The sequence below is a fragment of the Acidobacterium sp. FHG110202_01 genome (assembly GCF_059115305.1).
Genome location: NZ_JBZYWJ010000004.1, coordinates 260,865 through 279,420 on the forward strand (window position 1 = coordinate 260,865; position 18,556 = coordinate 279,420).

Annotated in this window: 16 protein-coding genes; 11 read left to right on the forward strand and 5 right to left on the reverse strand. The window is 58.6% G+C overall.

Annotated elements, in window-relative coordinates:
- Nucleotides 1-6 precede the first annotated feature (6 nt).
- The 10 genes from rpe to AC5S16_RS10180 all read left to right on the forward strand — a co-directional run bounded on the left by rpe (nt 7) and on the right by AC5S16_RS10180 (nt 12,933).
- Nucleotides 7-696, forward strand: coding sequence for a ribulose-phosphate 3-epimerase (gene rpe / locus AC5S16_RS10135; RefSeq protein WP_493929940.1), 690 nt, complete (start codon nt 7-9; stop codon nt 694-696).
- 48 nt (nt 697-744) lie between these two features.
- Nucleotides 745-2,367, forward strand: a complete 1,623-nt coding sequence (gene bamD, locus AC5S16_RS10140; protein WP_493929941.1) for an outer membrane protein assembly factor BamD — start codon at nt 745-747, stop codon at nt 2,365-2,367.
- 132 nt (nt 2,368-2,499) lie between these two features.
- Complete coding sequence (locus AC5S16_RS10145; protein WP_493929942.1) at nt 2,500-5,232, forward strand: valine--tRNA ligase; 2,733 nt, start codon at nt 2,500-2,502, stop codon at nt 5,230-5,232.
- Nucleotides 5,233-5,240: 8 nt separating this feature from the next.
- Nucleotides 5,241-6,125 (forward strand): carboxylating nicotinate-nucleotide diphosphorylase, encoded by an 885-nt coding sequence (gene nadC, locus AC5S16_RS10150; protein WP_493929943.1) that lies wholly within the window; start codon nt 5,241-5,243, stop codon nt 6,123-6,125.
- Nucleotides 6,126-6,265: 140 nt separating this feature from the next.
- Entirely contained in the window at nt 6,266-7,048 is a 783-nt protein-coding gene (locus AC5S16_RS10155) for a biotin--[acetyl-CoA-carboxylase] ligase (RefSeq protein ID WP_493929944.1), read from the forward strand.
- Between the two features lie 24 nt (nt 7,049-7,072).
- Entirely contained in the window at nt 7,073-7,903 is an 831-nt protein-coding gene (locus tag AC5S16_RS10160; protein WP_493929945.1) for a type III pantothenate kinase, read from the forward strand.
- 2 nt (nt 7,904-7,905) lie between these two features.
- Nucleotides 7,906-8,589, forward strand: coding sequence for a hypothetical protein (locus tag AC5S16_RS10165; protein WP_493929946.1), 684 nt, complete (start codon nt 7,906-7,908; stop codon nt 8,587-8,589).
- Nucleotides 8,586-9,869, forward strand: a complete 1,284-nt coding sequence (gene rlmD, locus AC5S16_RS10170; protein WP_493929947.1) for a 23S rRNA (uracil(1939)-C(5))-methyltransferase RlmD — start codon at nt 8,586-8,588, stop codon at nt 9,867-9,869. Before AC5S16_RS10165 ends, rlmD begins: the two co-directional genes overlap by 4 nt.
- A gap of 23 nt (nt 9,870-9,892) precedes the next feature.
- Complete coding sequence (locus AC5S16_RS10175) at nt 9,893-12,523, forward strand: ComEC/Rec2 family competence protein (RefSeq protein WP_493929948.1); 2,631 nt, start codon at nt 9,893-9,895, stop codon at nt 12,521-12,523.
- A gap of 104 nt (nt 12,524-12,627) precedes the next feature.
- Nucleotides 12,628-12,933 (forward strand): hypothetical protein, encoded by a 306-nt coding sequence (locus AC5S16_RS10180; RefSeq protein WP_493929949.1) that lies wholly within the window; start codon nt 12,628-12,630, stop codon nt 12,931-12,933.
- Here AC5S16_RS10180 and AC5S16_RS10185 read toward each other — a convergent pair whose 3' ends face one another.
- From AC5S16_RS10185 to AC5S16_RS10205, 5 genes are all read right to left on the reverse strand, one after another.
- Nucleotides 12,934-13,710, reverse strand: coding sequence for a DUF3108 domain-containing protein (locus AC5S16_RS10185; RefSeq protein ID WP_493929950.1), 777 nt, complete (start codon nt 13,708-13,710; stop codon nt 12,934-12,936). It abuts the gene before it with no gap.
- A 17-nt stretch (nt 13,711-13,727) separates the two neighbouring features.
- On the reverse strand, nt 13,728-14,282 hold the full coding sequence (locus AC5S16_RS10190; RefSeq protein ID WP_493929951.1) for a methyltransferase family protein: 555 nt from the start codon (nt 14,280-14,282) through the stop codon (nt 13,728-13,730).
- Nucleotides 14,272-15,330, reverse strand: coding sequence for a glycosyltransferase family 9 protein (locus AC5S16_RS10195; RefSeq protein ID WP_493929952.1), 1,059 nt, complete (start codon nt 15,328-15,330; stop codon nt 14,272-14,274). Before AC5S16_RS10195 ends, AC5S16_RS10190 begins: the two co-directional genes overlap by 11 nt.
- Before the next feature lie 295 nt (nt 15,331-15,625).
- Nucleotides 15,626-16,591: a tetraacyldisaccharide 4'-kinase gene (gene lpxK, locus AC5S16_RS10200; RefSeq protein ID WP_493929953.1), complete on the reverse strand. Its 966-nt coding sequence runs from the start codon at nt 16,589-16,591 to the stop codon at nt 15,626-15,628.
- Nucleotides 16,591-17,850 (reverse strand): 3-deoxy-D-manno-octulosonic acid transferase, encoded by a 1,260-nt coding sequence (locus tag AC5S16_RS10205; RefSeq protein ID WP_493929954.1) that lies wholly within the window; start codon nt 17,848-17,850, stop codon nt 16,591-16,593. The genes lpxK and AC5S16_RS10205 overlap by 1 nt, the downstream gene beginning before the upstream one ends.
- A gap of 57 nt (nt 17,851-17,907) precedes the next feature.
- On the opposite strand from AC5S16_RS10205, the gene AC5S16_RS10210 reads away from it, so the two are divergent.
- On the forward strand, nt 17,908-18,552 hold the full coding sequence (locus AC5S16_RS10210; protein ID WP_493929955.1) for a hypothetical protein: 645 nt from the start codon (nt 17,908-17,910) through the stop codon (nt 18,550-18,552).
- Nucleotides 18,553-18,556: the final 4 nt, after the last annotated feature.

Here is an 18,556-nt window from a genome sequence, read left to right on the forward strand (position 1 = left end):
GGTGTCGTGGTTGAACTTGCCCCCTCCATACTTTCGGCGGATTTTGCCCGTCTCGCGGACGAGGTTGCGGCTGCGGAGCGCGGCGGCGGCACTGTCATCCATGTCGACGTGATGGATGGGCATTTTGTCCCCAACATCACTCTCGGGCCTCCGGTTGTGAAATCGTTGCGCAAGGCTACCAGTCTTCCGCTGGACTGCCACCTGATGATTGAAAATCCGGACGAATTTATTCCCGCCTTCGCCGATGCGGGCGCGGACTGGGTGAGCGTGCATTATGAAGCCTGCCGCCATCTGCACCGCACGCTCGAGCTGATTGCGCAGCATGGAATGCAGCCGGCGGTGGTCATCAATCCGGCAACGGAGGTTTCCGTTCTGCGTCCCATCCTGGGCATGGTGCACCATGTTCTGGTAATGAGCGTGAACCCCGGTTTCGGCGGACAGAAGTTCATTCCCTATTCGCTGGTAAAGATGCGCCAGCTGCACGACCTTCGCCAGGAGCTGGGCCTGAGTTATAGGATTGAAGTAGATGGCGGCGTAGCTCACGATACGATTGCTGCCGTCGTCGAAGCTGGAGGAGAGCTGCTCGTGGCCGGCAACGCCGTCTTCGGCGCCGGAAAGGCCGAGCAGGATGCGCGCTCATTGCTCGAAGCCGCGCGCAAAGCAGCAGAGATTGAGAGTGTGGGTCCGGTTGCCTGACAGAAGCGCCGGGCGCATCGCAAGTATCTGTCAATGAGTTGAGGTGTTATGAATCGTTTTGCCACCCAAATCTCGGCCGTTTGCCTGTGCATGGCGCTGGCGCCTGCCGCGCACGCCCTGGGAAAGAAAAAACAGAAACAGTCCGACCTGAAGAAGAATCCTCTGGCCAACGTGAATTCAAAGCAGCCGGATAAGGAGCTCTTCGACAAGGCCATGAAGGCACTGAACAAGGGCAAGTACGACGTGGCCCGCCTCGATCTGCAGACGCTGCTCAACACCTATCCTGATACGGAATACGCCATGCGCGCCAAGCTCGCCGTGGGCGACACCTGGTACAAGGAAGGCGGATCGGCGGCGCTGACCCAGGCCGAGCAGGAGTACAAGGACTTCATCACCTTCTTCCCCAACTCTCCTGAAGCCGCCGAAGCGCAGATGAAGGTTGGCGACATCTACTTCCAGCAGATGGAAAAGCCGGACCGCGATCCGCAGAACGCACTGCACGCCGAAACCGAATACCGCACCATGCTGCAGCAGTTCCCCGATTCGCAGCTGGTTCCGCGCGCCAAGCAGCGCCTGCGCGATACTCAGGAAGTTCTGGCCCAGCGCCAGTTCGAGATCGGCGAGTTCTACGCCGCTCGCGAAAATTGGACCGCCTCCACCGCCCGCCTGCAGACCGTAGCCGACAGCTATCCGCTTTTCAGCAAGAGCGATCAGACACTCATCACTCTGGGCGACGCCTACGTTACACAGGCACAGATGGCCGAGAGGCTCAATCTCCCGCCCAGGGCCAAGGAAGAATTGGTCAGGGCCTATAACGATCGCGCAGCCGATGCCTATGGCCGCGTGGTGACGCATTACGCCATGGCGCCCCACGTGGAAGACGCCAAGGACCGCCTGATCGCCATGGGCCGCCCGGTTCCGGAACCCACCCAGGCGCAGATGGCTGAAAGCGAGGCGGAAGAGGGTAGCCGCACCACCGTCAAGCTGAAGGACCGCGCCCTGCTGCTGGTGAAACAGGGTCCGTCGACCGTCCGCGCAGCCCGCGTGGGCGAGCCCAGTATGACTGATCCCGCGCAGACCACAGCAAAGCAGGTGCATGACAACACTGTTGCCATGTTCACTGCCGCTGGAAAAGGCCAGCCCATACCTCCCGGCCCGACCTATGGCGGCTCCGCTCCTACGGCAACGGCCGCGGCTTCGTCCGGCGAAGCGCAGCCAGCTGGCGGCGGATCGAATGGAACAGCCGTGGAAATGGAAGCCGTTCCCAGCGGAAACAGCGGTGGCAATTCCACCAGTGTTGAGGTCATCAACCCGAGCGGCAATTCGAACGCTGGATCGACGAACACTGCTGCTCCGGCAGCAGGTAACGGCGGCAATGAAGCTGGAACTCCTGCCGGTGGCGGAGCAGCTCCCGCCGCGGCGCCTGCGGGCTCTGACTTCGGCCTGAAGCCGGTTGGCCCGGCCAACAGCAATCAACCTCTCCCGCCGGTCGACAAGCCGGGTGTTGCACCGGAGCAGGTCAACGACATCAAGCCCGGCGAGCAATCCAAGGCACAGGTCCAGACCGGCACTAAGGGCAAGAAAGCCAAGGACGTCCCGGTCAACAGCAGCAAGGAATCGACCAGCGGAAAGAAAAAGAAGAAGGGCCTCGGAAAACTGAATCCGTTCTAAACCGGAATCAGATCAGTCAGCGAAGGCCGCCTCTTCAGGCGGCCTTCGTATTTTGCGCTCCGGAAGTCGAACCGCGCAGCAAAATCGCACGGTTTTGCTGTGCTATCGTGAAAGGTTGGTCTTCAAGTAAAAATGTCCCACGATCTGCCGAAAGCCTATGATCCCACTGCGATTGAAGATCGCTGGGCCGAGTACTGGGTGCGCGAGCGCCTGTTTGATGTGTCTACGCCAAAAGACGCTCCCGCTGCGTCGCCGTTTACGATTCTTCTGCCTCCGCCCAACGTTACCGGACGCCTCCACATGGGCCACATGCTCAACCAGACGGAGATGGATATCCTCACCCGCTGGCGCCGCATGTCCGGCGACCTGACACTCTGGCTCCCCGGCACCGACCACGCCGGCATCGCCACGCAGATGATGGTGGAGCGCCAGCTTGCCTCAGAAAACAAGACGCGCCAGGAGCTGGGCCGCGAAGCCTTCGTCGAGCGCGTATGGCAATGGCGGCGGCATTACGGCGGCGCGATTCTCGACCAGATGAAGCGCCTCGGCGCGAGCGTCGACTGGTCGCGCGAATACTTCACCATGGACGACAACCTCTCCGTCGCCGTGCGCGAAGCCTTCGTGCGCCTCTACGAGCAGGGCCTCATCTATCGCGGAGCGTACATCGTCAACTGGTGTCCGGGATGCCAGACGGCTATCAGCGACCTTGAAGTAATCCATGAAGAACAGCAGGGCAAGCTATGGGAAATAAAATATCCCGTCATTGAGGAGCCGGGGCAGTTTCTTACTATCGCCACCACGCGCCCCGAGACCATGCTGGGCGACGTAGCCGTGGCTGTTCATCCGGACGATGAGCGCTACAAGCATCTGCACGGCAAGCGCCTGCGCCTGCCGCTCATGAACCGCGAAATCCCCATCGTTACCGACACGTGGGTGAGCCCCGAGTTCGGCACCGGCGCGGTCAAGGTCACTCCCGCGCATGACCTCAACGATTTCGAGCTCGGCCAGCGCCACGGGCTGCCTTCCATCAACGTGATGGACGACACTGCGCGCATCAATTCCGAAGGCGGCCCATATGCGGGCCTCGACCGCTACGAGGCGCGCCAGAAGATTCTCGCCGACCTCGAAGCGCAGGGACTGCTCGGCGCGGTGAAAGACCACGTCAATGCGATCGGGAAATGCGACCGCAGCAAGACGGTGATCGAGCCGCGCCTTTCCACGCAGTGGTTCATCAAGATTCAGCCGCTTGCTGACAAGGCCATCGCCGCTGTCGAACAGGGCTACATCAGGTTCACGCCCGAGCAATACGCCAAAACCTACTTCGAGTGGATGCGCAATATCCACGACTGGTGCATCTCGCGCCAGCTCTGGTGGGGGCATCGCATTCCAGCATGGCACTGCCTCACCTGCAAGCAAATCACAGTGGCGCGCGAGACCCCGGCAAAGTGTACACATTGCGGCAGCGCAGAATTGAACCAGGAAACCGACGTGCTCGACACCTGGTTTTCTTCTGGACTGCTTCCCTGCTCCGTCTTCGGATGGCCGCGTCCTACGCACGACCTCGACGTCTTCTATCCGACACAGCTGCTCGTCACCGGCTTCGACATTCTCTTCTTCTGGGTGGCGCGCATGATCATGCTGGGCTGTCACTTCATGCTCGACGTGCCCATGCCCGACGGCTCCGAGCGCACGCTCAAAGACGCAGTGCCCTTCCGCGAGGTCTACATCCACGCCCTGGTGCGCGATGCCGACCGCCAGAAGATGTCGAAGACCAAAGGCAACGTCATCGACCCCATAGAGATCGTCGGCAAGTACGGAACGGATGCTGTCCGGTTCACGCTGGCGGCGATGGCCTCGCCCGGAACCGACATCGCCTTCAGCGAAAGCCGCACCGAAGGCTACCGCGCCTTCGCCAACAAGATATGGAACGCCGCCCGCTTCATCTTCATGAATGTGGACCGTGCGGCAGAGGCCGGCATCGTGGTCGATCCGCAGTCTCTCACAAGCACGCCCGTCCCTGGTGCGAACGCGCCCATCGAAGCGCGCTGGATCGTCTCGCGCCTGAACTCGACTGCGGTTGAAGTCAATAAAGCGCTCGGCGAGTACCGCTTCCACGAAGCAGCCAACCTCGTCTATCAGTTCTTCTGGGGCGACTTCTGCGACTGGTATCTGGAGATCGTAAAGCTGCGCCTCGATTTCAGCGAAGGCGCAAACAAGGCAGCCACCACCGCTGCGCTGACGACGCTGCTCAGCACCTTTGAAGCCGCGCTGCGCCTGCTCTCGCCCTTCATGCCCTTCCTTACGGAAGAGCTGTGGCACGCAGTCTACGATGGCAAGGCTCCAACGAAGTCGATTGCTCTGTCATGCTTCCCGCAGCCCAACGCACCGCAGAATGCGGTCGTTGAAGCAGACATGACCGCTCTTCAGGAACTGATTGTTTCGATCCGCGCCAGCCGCAAGGATCTTGGCGTAGAGGAAAAAACACCAGTACCAGTGCGTATCCGCACAGACAACGGCCTTGAAAAGGTGTTCGGGCAAAATAACGCGATTGTGCAGAAGCTGGCGCGTACAGAAACACTGGAGTTTGTGCCCACTTCGCTGGAAGGCACAGGCATCCGCTCGACACCGCATTTTGACGTCCAGGTGATCTACGAGCGCAAGATCGATGTAGCTGCCGAACGCGAACGTCTTACAAAAGACCTGGCGAAATTCGAGAAGGAGCAGGCCAATGCTGAAAGGCAGCTTGGCAACGAAGCATTTCTGAGCAAAGCCCCGGCTCAGGTTGTCGAGGGTTTGCGAAAACGCGCGGCTGAACTTGTTGTGCTCATCGAAAAAACACGCAAAGCATTAGCCGATCTGGCATAGAGGAAAGAATGGACTGGAAAAGCAGGAGGATTGAGGCCATCCTGGAGCAGGCGCTGGTCGAAGACAAGGCCACCAGTGACGTGACCACTGCCGTCACTATCGACCCCGCGCTCCGCGCCTCGGCCACCATCATCGCCAAGCAGGACTGCGTCATCTCCGGCCTCGGCTGCATTCCGCGCTTTCTTGAAGTCTTCGCGCGGCTCGATAAACGTAACCGTGGCCGTTACGAAGTCGTGCATCACCCGGAGATCTTCGACGGCGTCCGCGTCACCAAGGGCCATGCCGTGGCCGTCATCCGCCACAACGCCAGCGTCATTCTTGCCTGCGAGCGCGTCATCCTGAACCTGATGCAGCGCATGAGCGGCATCTCCACCGTGACGCGCCAGTATGTCGACGCCATCGCCGGAACCAGCGCGCGCATCCTCGACACGCGCAAGACCGTCCCCGGCCTGCGCATCCTCGACAAGTATGCAGTACGCTGCGGCGGAGGCGAAAACCACCGCCTCGACCTCTCCGACGGAATCCTCATCAAGAACAACCACATCTCGCTCGGCGGCGGCATTGAAAAGGTATTGCAGCGCGCGCATGAGCTGCGCAAGCCCGGGCAGACCATCGATATTGAAGTGCGCACCTTTGACGAGCTTGAAAAAGCGCTCGACAACGGCGCCGAATCACTGCTGCTCGACAACATGACGCCCGCTGAAATCAAGAAAGCAGTCGGCATCGTGCGTGGACGCGGTCTCACGATTCCCCTCGAAGCTTCAGGCGGCATCACCATCGAAAACATCCGTAAATATGCTCTGGCCGGTGTGGACTACATCTCCGTCGGCGCGCTCACGCATTCCGCAACCGCCGTCGACCTGAGCATGAGAATCACCGCCGAGATTTATTGATCTATCTATGCTGTCATCTTGAGCGATAAGAAATTAGCTTTGTCATCCTGAGCGATAAAAGTCAGTTTGTCATCCTGAGCGAAGCACGAAGTGCGTAGTCGAAGGACCTGCAGTTTTCGCAGGACGCTGAGTTGACCCCTATGAATGACCCATTCAACATCCCCGAACTCGACCACGCCCTCGCCGGAACTCCATTCGCAGGCAGGCTCCAGTTCTTCCCCAGCATCCACTCCACCAACACGCACGCGATGCAACAAGGTGAGGCCGGCGCTCCTGAAGGCTCAGTCTATTTCGCCGATGAACAGACAACAGGGCGCGGACGAGGCGCGCACCAGTGGTCGTCGCCTCCGGGCTCAGGGCTCTATGTCAGCGTGCTGCTACGCCCGCAGATTCCTCCGGCTGACATTCTGTGGCTCTCACTGGCAGCAGGATTGGCCGTGCGTGACGCAGTCCGTCACGTTACATCACTCGAATGCGACCTGCGCTGGCCCAACGATCTTTTGCTGGGGCGAAAGAAATTCTGCGGCATCCTCACCGAGCTCAACGCTGAAGTCACGCGCATCCGCCACGTCGTCGTCGGTATCGGAATCAATGTGCATCAGGAACAGTTCCCGCCCGAGCTGAATAAGATCGCAACGTCCCTCCACATCGAGACAGGCCGCTCGTGGCCCCGCCAGGACCTGCTCATCGCCTTGTTACAATCACTCCATCGCGAAGTCTTTGAATTGTCGCGCGAGGCCGGCCCGGCAATACTCAGGCGTCTCGAAAAAGCTTCAAGCTGGGTGCGCGGCAAGCGCGTGCGCGTGGAAGAAGGCGAAGGTTTTTCCGGAGTCACCGAAGGGCTTGATGCGCGCGGCTTTCTGCAGGTGCGAACGCCGGATGGCCTGCGCACCGTATTTTCCGGTGGAGTCCGTGAAGCCTGATAAAGCTGAGAAAATAGAATCACCATGCTCCTCGTTCTGAATGTAAACAACACCAACACCGTCATCGCGCTCTACACGCTGAAGCCGGACGGGCTGACAGACAGCCTGCGCGCAACGTGGCGCATCAGCACACGGCATATACAGACCGCGGACGAATACGGCATCCTGGTCCGCAGCCTTCTGCAGGGCGAGAGCGTAGAAACATCCTCGATCAAGGCCATCGTCATCGCTTCCGTCGTGCCTCCGGTGGACTGGATTCTGCGTCAGTTCTGCGAGCGCTACTTCCATCAGAAGCCGCTGTTCATCGAACCGGGAGTGAAGACCGGCCTGCCCATCCTGACCGACAATCCCAGCGAAGTAGGCGCCGACCGCGTCGCCAACTGTGTCGGCGCATTTCAGAAATACGGCGGCCCGACCATTGTCGTCGACTTCGGCACAGCGACGAATTTCGATGTGGTCTCGCGCAAAGGAGAATTTCTCGGCGGCGCCATTGCCCCCGGCCTGAACATCTCAGCCGAAGCATTGTTCGCGCGCGCCGCCCGTCTTCCGCGCGTTGAGATCAAACGGCCGGCAAAAATCATCGGCACGAATACTGTCGACAACCTGCAGATCGGCCTCTTCTACGGACACATCGGCACCGTCGATTACATTCTCGAACGCATGATTGAAAAGCTCGGCGAAGAGACCAAATGCATAGCGACAGGCGGTCTTGCGCACCTCATCGCCAACGAATCGAAGTACATTTCAGAAGTCAACGACATGCTCACGCTCGATGGCCTGCGCATTATCTATGACCGCAACCGCACCGCAAAGAGCCACGCGCATGCGCCGGAGCCGCAAAAGACGCGAAATTAATTTTGGAAAACTATTTCAACTACTTTACGGAAATCGAAGAACACTTCCAGCGACGGCGCGGATCGCTGCTCCTGCTCTCGACGCTCGACTGGGCCCTGATCGAAACCTGGCGCGAAGCCGGGGTGCCTCTGGAAGCCGTGCTGCGCGGCATCGATGCAGCCTTCGAGAAATACGAGGTGCGCAAAACCCGCGCACGTGCCCGCCGCGTGAATGGACTAGCCTATTGCACACAGGAAGTAATGGCTGCAGTCGAAGAAATGAAAGAAGCGTCCGTCGGCGCAGCGCCCGCGGAGAATCGCAGCGAACCGGCGCCTGGTTTCGAAGCCGAGCGCATCGCAGTACATCTTGAGTCATGCGCGAATGAATTCCGCAATGCGCAGCATGAAGACGTCGCGCAGCGCCTGCTCGAACTTGCCACAGCCGTCCGCACAGAACAGCCAAACCTTGAAGAACTGGAGCGCACCCTCACCACCATTGAAGAAAAATTATTCGCCACGCTCCTTACGACTACTTCTGAATCCGACCTCACTGCCATCCGCGAGCAGGCCGCGCGCGAGCTCACTCCATACAAGAGGCGCATGCAGGCCGTGCAGATTCGCCAGATCGAGCAGCAGTTTCTGCACAAGCGTCTGCTCGAAAAATACAAGCTGCCGCGCCTGAGCCTCTTCTATATGAGCCAGTCATGAAGCTGCGGATTGAAAAGTGCATCTACGGCGGAGCAGGCCTCGCGCGAGCCGAGGGCAAGGCCATATTTGTTCCCTTCACGCTTCCCGATGAGCTTATCGAAGCGCATATCACCGAAGACAAGCAAAGCTTCGCCAACGCCGAACTCGATGCAATACTCGAACCCGCTCCAGAACGCACAATGCCGCCCTGTACTTACTTCGGCGAGTGCGGCGGATGCCACTACCAGCACGCGGCCTATCCACAACAAATAGAGCTGAAGCGCAACATCCTGAAAGAAGCTCTCGAACGTGCACGGCTCATAGACCTGCCCGAGATTGTTCCCGTATACGCCTCGCCGCTCGCTTACCGGAACCGCGTCCGCCTGCACATCAACCGCGAGCCGTTTGCGCTGAGCTATAAGAAACGCGCCTCGCATCAGAATCTTCCGGTCAGTCAATGCCCGATTGCCGCTCCACTTCTCGATCAGGCAATCGAAACTGTAAATCGCATCGGAAACAGTTTCGAACTCGCAGAAAAATTTGCCGAGATCGAGTTCTTCACCAATCAGGCTCAGGATGCATTGTTGCTTTCGTTATGGGCAAGAAATCACGCACGGGATTGCGCACAAACGCTGAAAGCATTCAGCGAAGAGCTGAAGCAAAATCTTCCGGAACTTACCGGAGCTGCCATCTTTTCCGCCGAAGATGAAAAACATCAGGGCCGGAAGCTCGCAGCCTGGGGCGCACAATCTCTCACATATCAGGCAGAAAATCGCAAGTACCGCGTCAGTCTCGGAGCATTCTTTCAGGTCAACCACTTCCTGATCGACAAACTGGTCGATCTAGTCTGCGAAGGTCGCTCGGGCAAAGTGGTGTGGGATTTATATGCAGGCGTGGGCCTGTTCTCAACGGTCCTCGCAGAGCACTTCGATCAGGTCATAGCGGTCGAAGCTGCGCCTTCTTCTTCAGACGGCCTACGCGAAAATCTCGGCAATGGCAAACACAAGACCATCACCAGCAGCACGCTGGCATTTCTGAAACAGCAGACGCAGCGAAAAAGTCCGCCGCCCGATCTCATCGTCGTAGACCCGCCGCGCGCCGGACTAGGCAAGGATGTCACGTCGCTGCTTACCAAAGTAAGAGCGAAAACGCTGGTTTATGTCTCCTGCGACCCGGCAACGCTCTCGCGCGACCTGAAGGCATTGGTAGAATCCGGCTATCGCCTCAGAAACATGCATATGGTGGACCTGTTTCCGCAGACATTCCACCTCGAAAGCGTCACAGTACTGTCGCTTGATTGAAGTGCGGACTGAGGCAGCAATCTATGCCTCGGATTTCTCTCGACACTGAGCCGCTTCGTTTTTCCCACCTGCCGTTATTGTTTGCCGCAGTCTGCTTCGCCTGCGGAATCGCCGCATCCCGTCTGCTCTGGATTTCTCCTGCCTTGATTCTCATAGCAACTTTGCTGTGCGCAGCCATCTGCCTGCTTTCACGCTTCTCCTTACTATCAATTGCATCGGTGTTCTTTCTACTCGGAGGTTTCTGTGCGGAAGCTGCGCCAACACCCGATCCGCAAACGCAGCTCACTTTTCTTGCAGATGGCACGACGCGGACGATCGAAGGAGAAGTCGTCCGTCTCAACGCAGTGCGGAAGGTCGAATCGACGCTGCCCTTTTCTAACAAGACGCGCGAAGAACAGAGCCAGCAACTCCAGCTGCGCGTTACTTCAGCAAGCGCAGATGATGGCGCAATGCAGCCGCTCGGCGGTGGTTTGTCGCTCGCTCTCTATGCGCCGCTCGATATTGCATTCCCTCAGATCGATTGCGGTGATACCGTCCGCGTTGCCGTAGCCATGCATCTTCCCGACCGCTATCTCGACCCCGGCGTATGGGATGAGCGCACATATCTGCTTGGTCAGGGCATCGGCGTGCTGGGCAGCACGAAAGCAGACATACTCTCCATCATCAGCAAACCACAGCATGCTTCATGGACCTGCAAGCTGCACTCATTACAACAGCAGGCAAGCACGCGCCTGATTGCCTTCGCCGAAAACAATCTACACAGCTTCTTCCGGCTCGACCGCGAAGACGCAACCATGCTCACCGCCATGCTGACCGGAGACCGCAGCTACCTCTCGCGCGGCGTGCGCACAGGATTCGAACGCACAGGCTCATTCCACCTGCTCGTCGTCTCCGGAATGCACCTGGCTATCTTCGCCGGACTCGTCTTCTTCATTGCGAGAGCATTACAAATTCCCCGTATCGCTTCCACGCTCGTCACCATCGCAGTTGCATTTGCCTATGCGCTCTTCACTGGATACGGCCAGCCTGTCCAGCGCTCCTTCTGGATGATCACCCTCTTTCTGCTTGGGCGCCTGTTGTGGCGCGAACGCAGCGCCCTGAATGCAATCGGCTTCGCTGCACTTGGACTTCTGGTTGTGAATCCGCACGCGCTCTTCGAAGCCGGTTTCCAGATGACGCTGCTTACAGTTCTCGCCACCGCAGGAATCGCAGTGCCCATTGCGGAGAAGAGTTTCGCCCCATATCTCTCAGCTCTGCGAAATCTCTGGCTGCTGTCGATTGACCCGGCATTGCCACCGCGAATTGCACAGTTCCGAGTGAGCCTGCGCCTGATCGTCGAACATACACGTCTTCTCGCCGGACGCTACGTTGCGAACATGGTTCCTGTTGCCGTAAAGATCTTTCTACGCGCACTCGAACTACTGCTCGTCTCGATCATCATCGAGTTGGTCATGTCATTGCCCATGGCGCTCTACTTCCACCGCATCACCGCGGTTGGGCTCCCCGTAAATCTGCTGATCGTTCCTCTACTCGGCATTCTTCTCCCCTCCGCGATCCTCACTTTGCTATGCGTCGTCCTTGCGCCTGCAGTCGCCTTCATCCCTGCTTCTCTGACCGCTGCAATTCTGCACACCGTCCTGATTCCAGTTCAAGGATTCGCACACTCCACCGCTGGCGATCTGCGCATTCCCACACCGCCGCTGATCGCAGCCGCTGGATGGCTCGCCTGCATTGCCTTCGCTATCTGGATCGTTCGCCAAAAGAAGCTTGCGATTTCAATAGCACTGTTGTCTCTGGTCACAGCTGCCACAATCGTCATCGACTCACATAAAACATCACAGCTTCCTGGACGGCTCGAAATCACCACCATCGATGTAGGCCAGGGCGATTGCCTGCTGGTCACTTCGCCCGATGGAAAGACTCTGCTTATCGACGCAGGCGGCATTGCCAGCGCTTCTCCGGGTTCAAAATTCGATATCGGCGAAGACGTCGTGTCACAGGCACTCTGGTCGCGCGGAATTCGCAGGCTCGATGCCGTCACCATCACTCATGCGCATGCCGACCACATCGGAGGCATGCCCGCGATACTCGAAAATTTCCGCCCGCACGAGCTATGGATCGGCCACAATCCGGATTCGCTCGCCTACGACCGGATCCTGCAGGAAGCCGCCACGCTCGGGATACAGATACGGCAGCACACAGCTGGCGATGCCTTCTCTTTCGGCAGCGCTGATGTGCGAGTGCTCTCCCCTGCGCCGGACTACACGCCAAAGTCCGCACCCAGCAATGACGACTCGCTCGTGTTGCGCATCAGCTACGGCAATACCTCAGCGCTTCTTGAAGGCGATGCCGAAGCGCTGAGTGAAGCGCGCATGGTGGCCGAAGGAAATCTCCATTCAGACCTGCTGAAGGTTGGGCATCACGGCAGCAAGACATCCACCACGCCTGCATTCCTCCAGGCCGTCTCGCCTGCCTATGCCGTCATCTCGGTAGGGCGCCGCAACTACTACGGCCATCCAAAATTTGAAACGCTGGAAAAACTTGAAGGCGCGCGCGCGCTGACTTATCGCACCGATCTGCTCGGCGCATCCACTTTTTACCTGGATGGAAAGCACATTACAACAGCAACTTGGGATGAGACGGAATCTCACTAGGTGCCGACTCAGGCACGCCGGGAATCTTTTTTCATTTTCGCCGCATCGTTACCGTTGTAGCATGTCGAAAAGCAAGCCCAACCACCTGATTTGGAGGACACACAATGGGCCCAGGTGAAGCCGAAAACATCCCCGAGCTTCAACACGCGCACCTCAACAATTCCCACCGGCAGACTCCGGAAGAACTCAAGGAAGAGCAGCGGAAAATCCGCCGCCTGCAGATCATGATGAACATGGTCATGTCCGTCATCAGCCAGGACGCCACGCTTACCGTGGACGAAGCAGCGGAGATGGTGGCCGACACGCGCCGCGCCGCGCTTGCCATGTTTCCGGACAAGGAGCTCGCCTGGAACCTCATCTACAAGCCGCGCCTGCAGCGCCTGATGCGCGAGCGTTACCGAATCCAGTAATTATTTCTGCTCGATACTCGTAAGTTGGAACGTCAGCGTGCCCCAGAAGAGCCTCGCGCGCATCTGCACCGGTATGTGCCGCTCGTCGTCCGTATACCAGATCCAGATGTTGCCGCGGTTCTTCACCACGCCCGCATCAGCCGTAGGCTGCACGCGAACGGTCTGGTAAGTGCCGGAGGGCGTGCGCACCTGTTCCTTGCCCTCAACCTTCATCGTCACAGGAATGGTTCGCATGGCGTCGTACACGGGAACTTGAAAGCTCTGCCCGGTCTGCAGAGGCTGTGATGCCGTGTAGAAAATCGCGGAGAGCAGGTCCGTCACGCAGGAAGGAATTGGCGCTTCCTGGTGCTTCGCAATTTTGGAGACGAGATTCTTCTCATCGAGAATCGCCTTGCTCTGCCCATAGTCAAAATTGAGCGTACTGGTGATCTGGCGACGCCCTTCCTGCAACTGCTTGCTGAAGCCGGATGAACATCCGGTACGCCGGTTGAAAGAAGACTGAAAATGATCGCTGACCTTGAAGATCAGATTGACGGCCCCGGTCGAATCGCCCGTCACCGTAATGCGCTGCGTATCGCCTTCGGCTTCCTGATGAAAGCTGACTACGCCGGCGGGAAAGACGCGCCAGTCCACGCTGTAGTTCAGCGTCTGCCTCGGCGGAAGTCCCAGCCCGGCATGCGGCGCTGGCAAGGAAGGAGCGTTCTGCGGAGCCTGGGCTCCGGCTGTCAACAACAAAAAACAAAAGACGATGGGAAGCAATCTAAAACGCCAATTCAAAATGTGTGCTCACTCTTTTAATGGTGATAAAGAACCCTGAGGGCGAGCACAACATAGATGGCCGCCGCCCCTATGAGTGCATTGTACTCGCGATGTTTCCTGTATAGCGGAAATGAAAAACTGCCCGCCACACTGCCTGCAATTCGCGCCGGACCGAGCCGCGGCAGCAAGCGCGGAACACTCGCGGCATACGCATCGAATCCCGGAAACGTCTGGCGCAGAAATTCTTCCTCTGACCGGATGACCGGAATATAAATGATCGCGAACAGCACAGCCAGCAGCAGCACAATCACCAGGCTCATGGACGCGGCAGCAAAACCGAAAGCAATCAGCATGGATCCCAGATACAGAGGATTGCGCGTGTAAGCGTATGGCCCGGTCACGGTCAGCTCGGCGTTTTTCTTCACATATCCGGCGGCGTATCCGCGCAGCCACAGGCCGGGAAGCACAAGCGCCAGGCTCCATGCCATCGAAAGAAACGTGGGCCGCGCCAGCAGAAGATAGACCACGGCGAAGACAAACCCCATGGGCACGCGGATGCGTCGCGCAACTCTGCTCCAGTCAGCGGCCATCTTCGGCAGCCTCCTTCAGTAGCTCATCGGCAGCCTGGAGCACAGCTTCAGCCGTAATTGTCAAAAGCCCAGCCTCGGGCGCTGCATGGCGCGTGTGGTCGCGCCTGCTCTCGGGATGCCGCAGCACGCGGAAGCGTCCGCCAAACGGACCGTTGCGCGCCGGGTCCGTCGGCCCGAAAATCCCCACAACCGGCCTGTTTAATGCAGAAGCCAGGTGCAGCGGACCAGTATCGCCCGCAACCACCAGCGACGCGCGGCGCGTGAGAGCAATCAGCTGATCCAGGTTCGGCGAGAGAACAACAGCGACGCCACCGCTCGCAGCATTTACCTCTCGGGCCAATGCTTCTTCTCCTGGACCGGCATTGATCACCACTCCATAACCTTTCTCATGAAGCGCTCGGGCCACCTCGCCATATCGTTCCGTGGGCCAACGCTTTGCTCCCCAGCCTGCTCCCGGATTCAGAATCACAAATAGATTTGCCTGCGCATCACACCACCGCTCGGCGCACTCGCTTACCGGAAGCCACGGCTGCAGCAGAGAAAGCTTCTCCTCGACAACAGCATTGGCCACTTCTACCGCCTGCTCGATCACATGCACGCCATGCGTCTCAATGCGCTCGTCGAACAGATACTGCGCCGCCCACTCGCGCGGCCTTGCTTCTCCGATCAGCCGCTCAGGATGCGCAAACTTTCCCAGCACCGCAGAACGCACCGCTCCCTGCAGATCAACGCAGACGTCGTAATGCACGGCACGCAGCTCGTTTCTTATGCCTCGAATGTCCTCGAGAGTATCGCGGCCCAACGGATGATGTGCCCACTGCTTCGCGGAAACAGTATGAATCCGATCCACAACCGGCATGGCTGGCCCGCGCGCCGTCGCGCCTTCCGCGGCAAGCAGCCCGCGCCACTGCGGCTCTACTGCCCAGCCCAGAAACCACTCCGGATGCGCTGCACGCAAGGCTGTAACCGCTGGAAGGGCATGAAGAATGTCCCCCATCGCGCCCAGTCTCACGATGAGCACCCGCAATGTCTGATGATCTGGTGGCAAACTTCAATTTTCTCACGGGACTGGCCGTCCAGGCACACGCGCCTTTCGGCGCCATTCCTGCCTGTATATAGCGACTGCGACTTACTCGCCGCTCCCGTTGGTCGCTTTATTGGTGGCAATTCAAAATTTGTCATCCTGAGCGAAGCGCGCAGCGCGGAGTCGAAGAACCTGCAGTTTGCTCCGATAGCCATAAAAGCTGGAGCCAAGTCGAAGGATTCACACAGTCGGGTGGCCGGGTGCCTCAGGTTCGCGGAGCGAAGCGTAGCTAACCTGGGGTTGTTCACGCCCTTAACTTCTAATCTCTTAACTGCATAATGCACTGCATTGCCAAGCCCTCATCCAACAACTGAACTACTAACTCCACTGCCTTGAGTGGCGCAACCGCACCCAACTGCTCCCTCTGTCCCCGCGACAATCGGACAAAGTCCTTCTCCGTCGTCAGAAATGAATCTGCTTTGACAGACCGCGCGCTCTGCATCAACTGCCGCAGGTCCTCATCGGAATACCGGTGATGATCCGCGAAAGCACATGCCGAGGCCAGTTCAATATCGCTCCTTCGCAAAGATGAAAAAAACTCCTCCGGTCGCGCGATCCCACAAAACGCAATCGTCTTGCCTGCATCGGAAGGCACAGTAACTGCGCGCCGGATCAGCCAGACCGGCGTAGCAATGCCTCGCTGCCTGAGTTGCGTTTCCAATCCAGCATCTTCCTCGCGCAGGACAACTGCTCCAGCCCGACTAAGCGCAGGGAGCGGCTCTCTCAGATTCCCGGCTGGCAGCAGCGTCTCAGAAAAATCGCTGCGATGGACAAGAACAATATCCAGATCACGGGCCAGCTTGCGATGCTGAAAGCCATCGTCCAATAGATGCACAAGCGGCCCGGACTCATGTTTCTCCGCCAGAAACCCCGCTTCATAACGGCTAGCGCCGACATAAACGGGCGCATCCACTGACTGCGCAATTAACAGCGGCTCATCTCCAAACCGATCTGCATTGCCTGCAGTATCGACCCGTCCCACCGCATCCGAATCGCGCCCATATCCGCGCGAAAGCACATCCACTCGGAATCCGTTCTGCATCAGCAGCTTCGCCAGGCAGATCACAAACGGCGTCTTGCCCGAGCCGCCAACAGAAATATTTCCAACGCTGATCACAGGCCATGCAAGCCGCTGCGCGCGGGTCCATCCGCGATCATACGCAGCATTCTTCACCGCGATAGCAGCAGCATAGAGCGGAGTGAGCGGATAAAGCATGCTCCGCATCACGCCTTTCCTCCAACAATCTGCACGAGAGCATCGACAGCACGCACAGTCGCTCCTGCTTCCGCAGAAAAAACACTGTAGGCGCGCTCTCCAAGAGAACGCGCTGCCTGTTCGTCCTCGAACAAAGCCTGAAGCTCTGCGCCGACGCCATCAGTCGAAACAATCCGGATGGCATCAGCAGCACGCAGCCGCTCCACAATCGCTCGGAAGTTTTCATAGTGAGGCCCCATCACCACAGGCACGCGAAACTGCGCTGCCTCCAGCGGATTGTGCCCTCCCGCAGGAACGAGGCTTCCGCCGATGAAAGCAACATCGGCCAGCGAATAGACCGAAGCCAGCTCGCCAATCGAATCGAGCAGAAAAACAGACCCGGCAGGCAACGGTCCCGGCGCAGTCATCCACTGCGAGCGCCGCACCCACCTGCGCCCACTTCTCTCGATCAGCTGCGCCACTGCTTCAAACCGTTCCGGATGGCGCGGCGCAAGGATCACAAGAGCATCAGAAGACGCAGCATCGAGCAGAATCTTCTCCTCGCCATCGAGCGTGCTGCCGCAGACGAGCACCCTGGTCCCCGGCTCAATCTGCTTCTTCAACTCCAGTGTGACCAGTGCGGGCTCGCCAGTACGAATGTCGTATTTCAGGTTGCCGCCATAACGCACATTCGCAGCGCCGATGGCCCGCAGCCGCTCTACATCTGTTTCACTTTGCGCAAGAACCAGAGCCAACCCATTGAGCAGCCGCTTCCATAGAAATCTCAATCGCAGATAGCGCGGCCACGACCGGTCAGAAATCCTCGCATTCACCACCGCAACCGGAACCTGCGCGCGCCGACACTCCACCAGCAGACGCGGCCAGAACTCCGTCTCCATCAACACCATCATGCGCGGCTTCAGCACACGCAGATACGCGCGAACAGCAAAGGCAAAATCCAGCGGAAAATAGAAAACGTTCTCCGCACCGAAGCGCTCGCGTGCCAGCGCCTGCCCTGTTTTCGTCGTAGTAGAAACTACGACCCTCCATCCCGGCATCCGTCCGCGCAGTTCAGTAATCATGCGTGCCGCAGCCAGAAGCTCACCTACAGAAACAGCATGCACCCAGATGACGAGCTGATCATCGCTGCCCAGCAGTCTTTTGGGAACAAACCCCAGCCGCTCGCTCAACCCTTCGCGGTATTTCCCGCTCGTAGCCATGCGGAAAATCCAGTAAGGAGCGCCGGCAACAAGCACAAGGGTGAGAGCAAGGCTGTAAAAAAGCAGCATCAGCTTACTAATCTTACTTTGCGAAGGTCTTAATCAACGATGATAATTGTCGGCAGAATGATGCCCTTGCGTTTCCTGCTCTCTCTTGTGCTGCTTGCTGCCTGTGCCCCCATGTCTGTCGCGTTCGAGCACGGCCCGCCGCAGGCCAAAGACGCCGCCACGTACCCTGCGGTCGACGTCCATCAGAACGAGCACGTCGCCATCGCCGCCGAGCCCTACAACACGGAAGAAAAGGTCAAGATGTTCCGCGTCAACTATCTTGACCACCAGTTCCTGCCCATCCGCATCATCATCACCAACAGCGGTGACCGCCCCATCTCGCTCAATGAAGCGCGTATCAACTTCATCAATACCAATGGCGACCGCATCCCCGCCGCAGAGCCGGACGACATCGAGCGCCGCATCTCGCTGCGCGACAAAACGGGATCGCACATTCCCGTAGGCCCCATCAAGATCCACACCAAACCCAAAACGCCGAACAGCAAAGTCGAGCAGGACTTTTCAGACTTCGAATACGCAGCGCTGGTCGTCGAGCCGCACACCACGCGCGCCGGGTTTCTCTTCTACGACATTCAGGGATTAGGCTCCACTCCCCTGCACGGCGCGAAACTGCTGCTGCGCCAGATCAAGGACGCCGACGGGAAAGAGCTGTTTTATTTTGAGATTCCCTTCGACAAGTACCTGCAGACACAGCCGCAGTAAGACA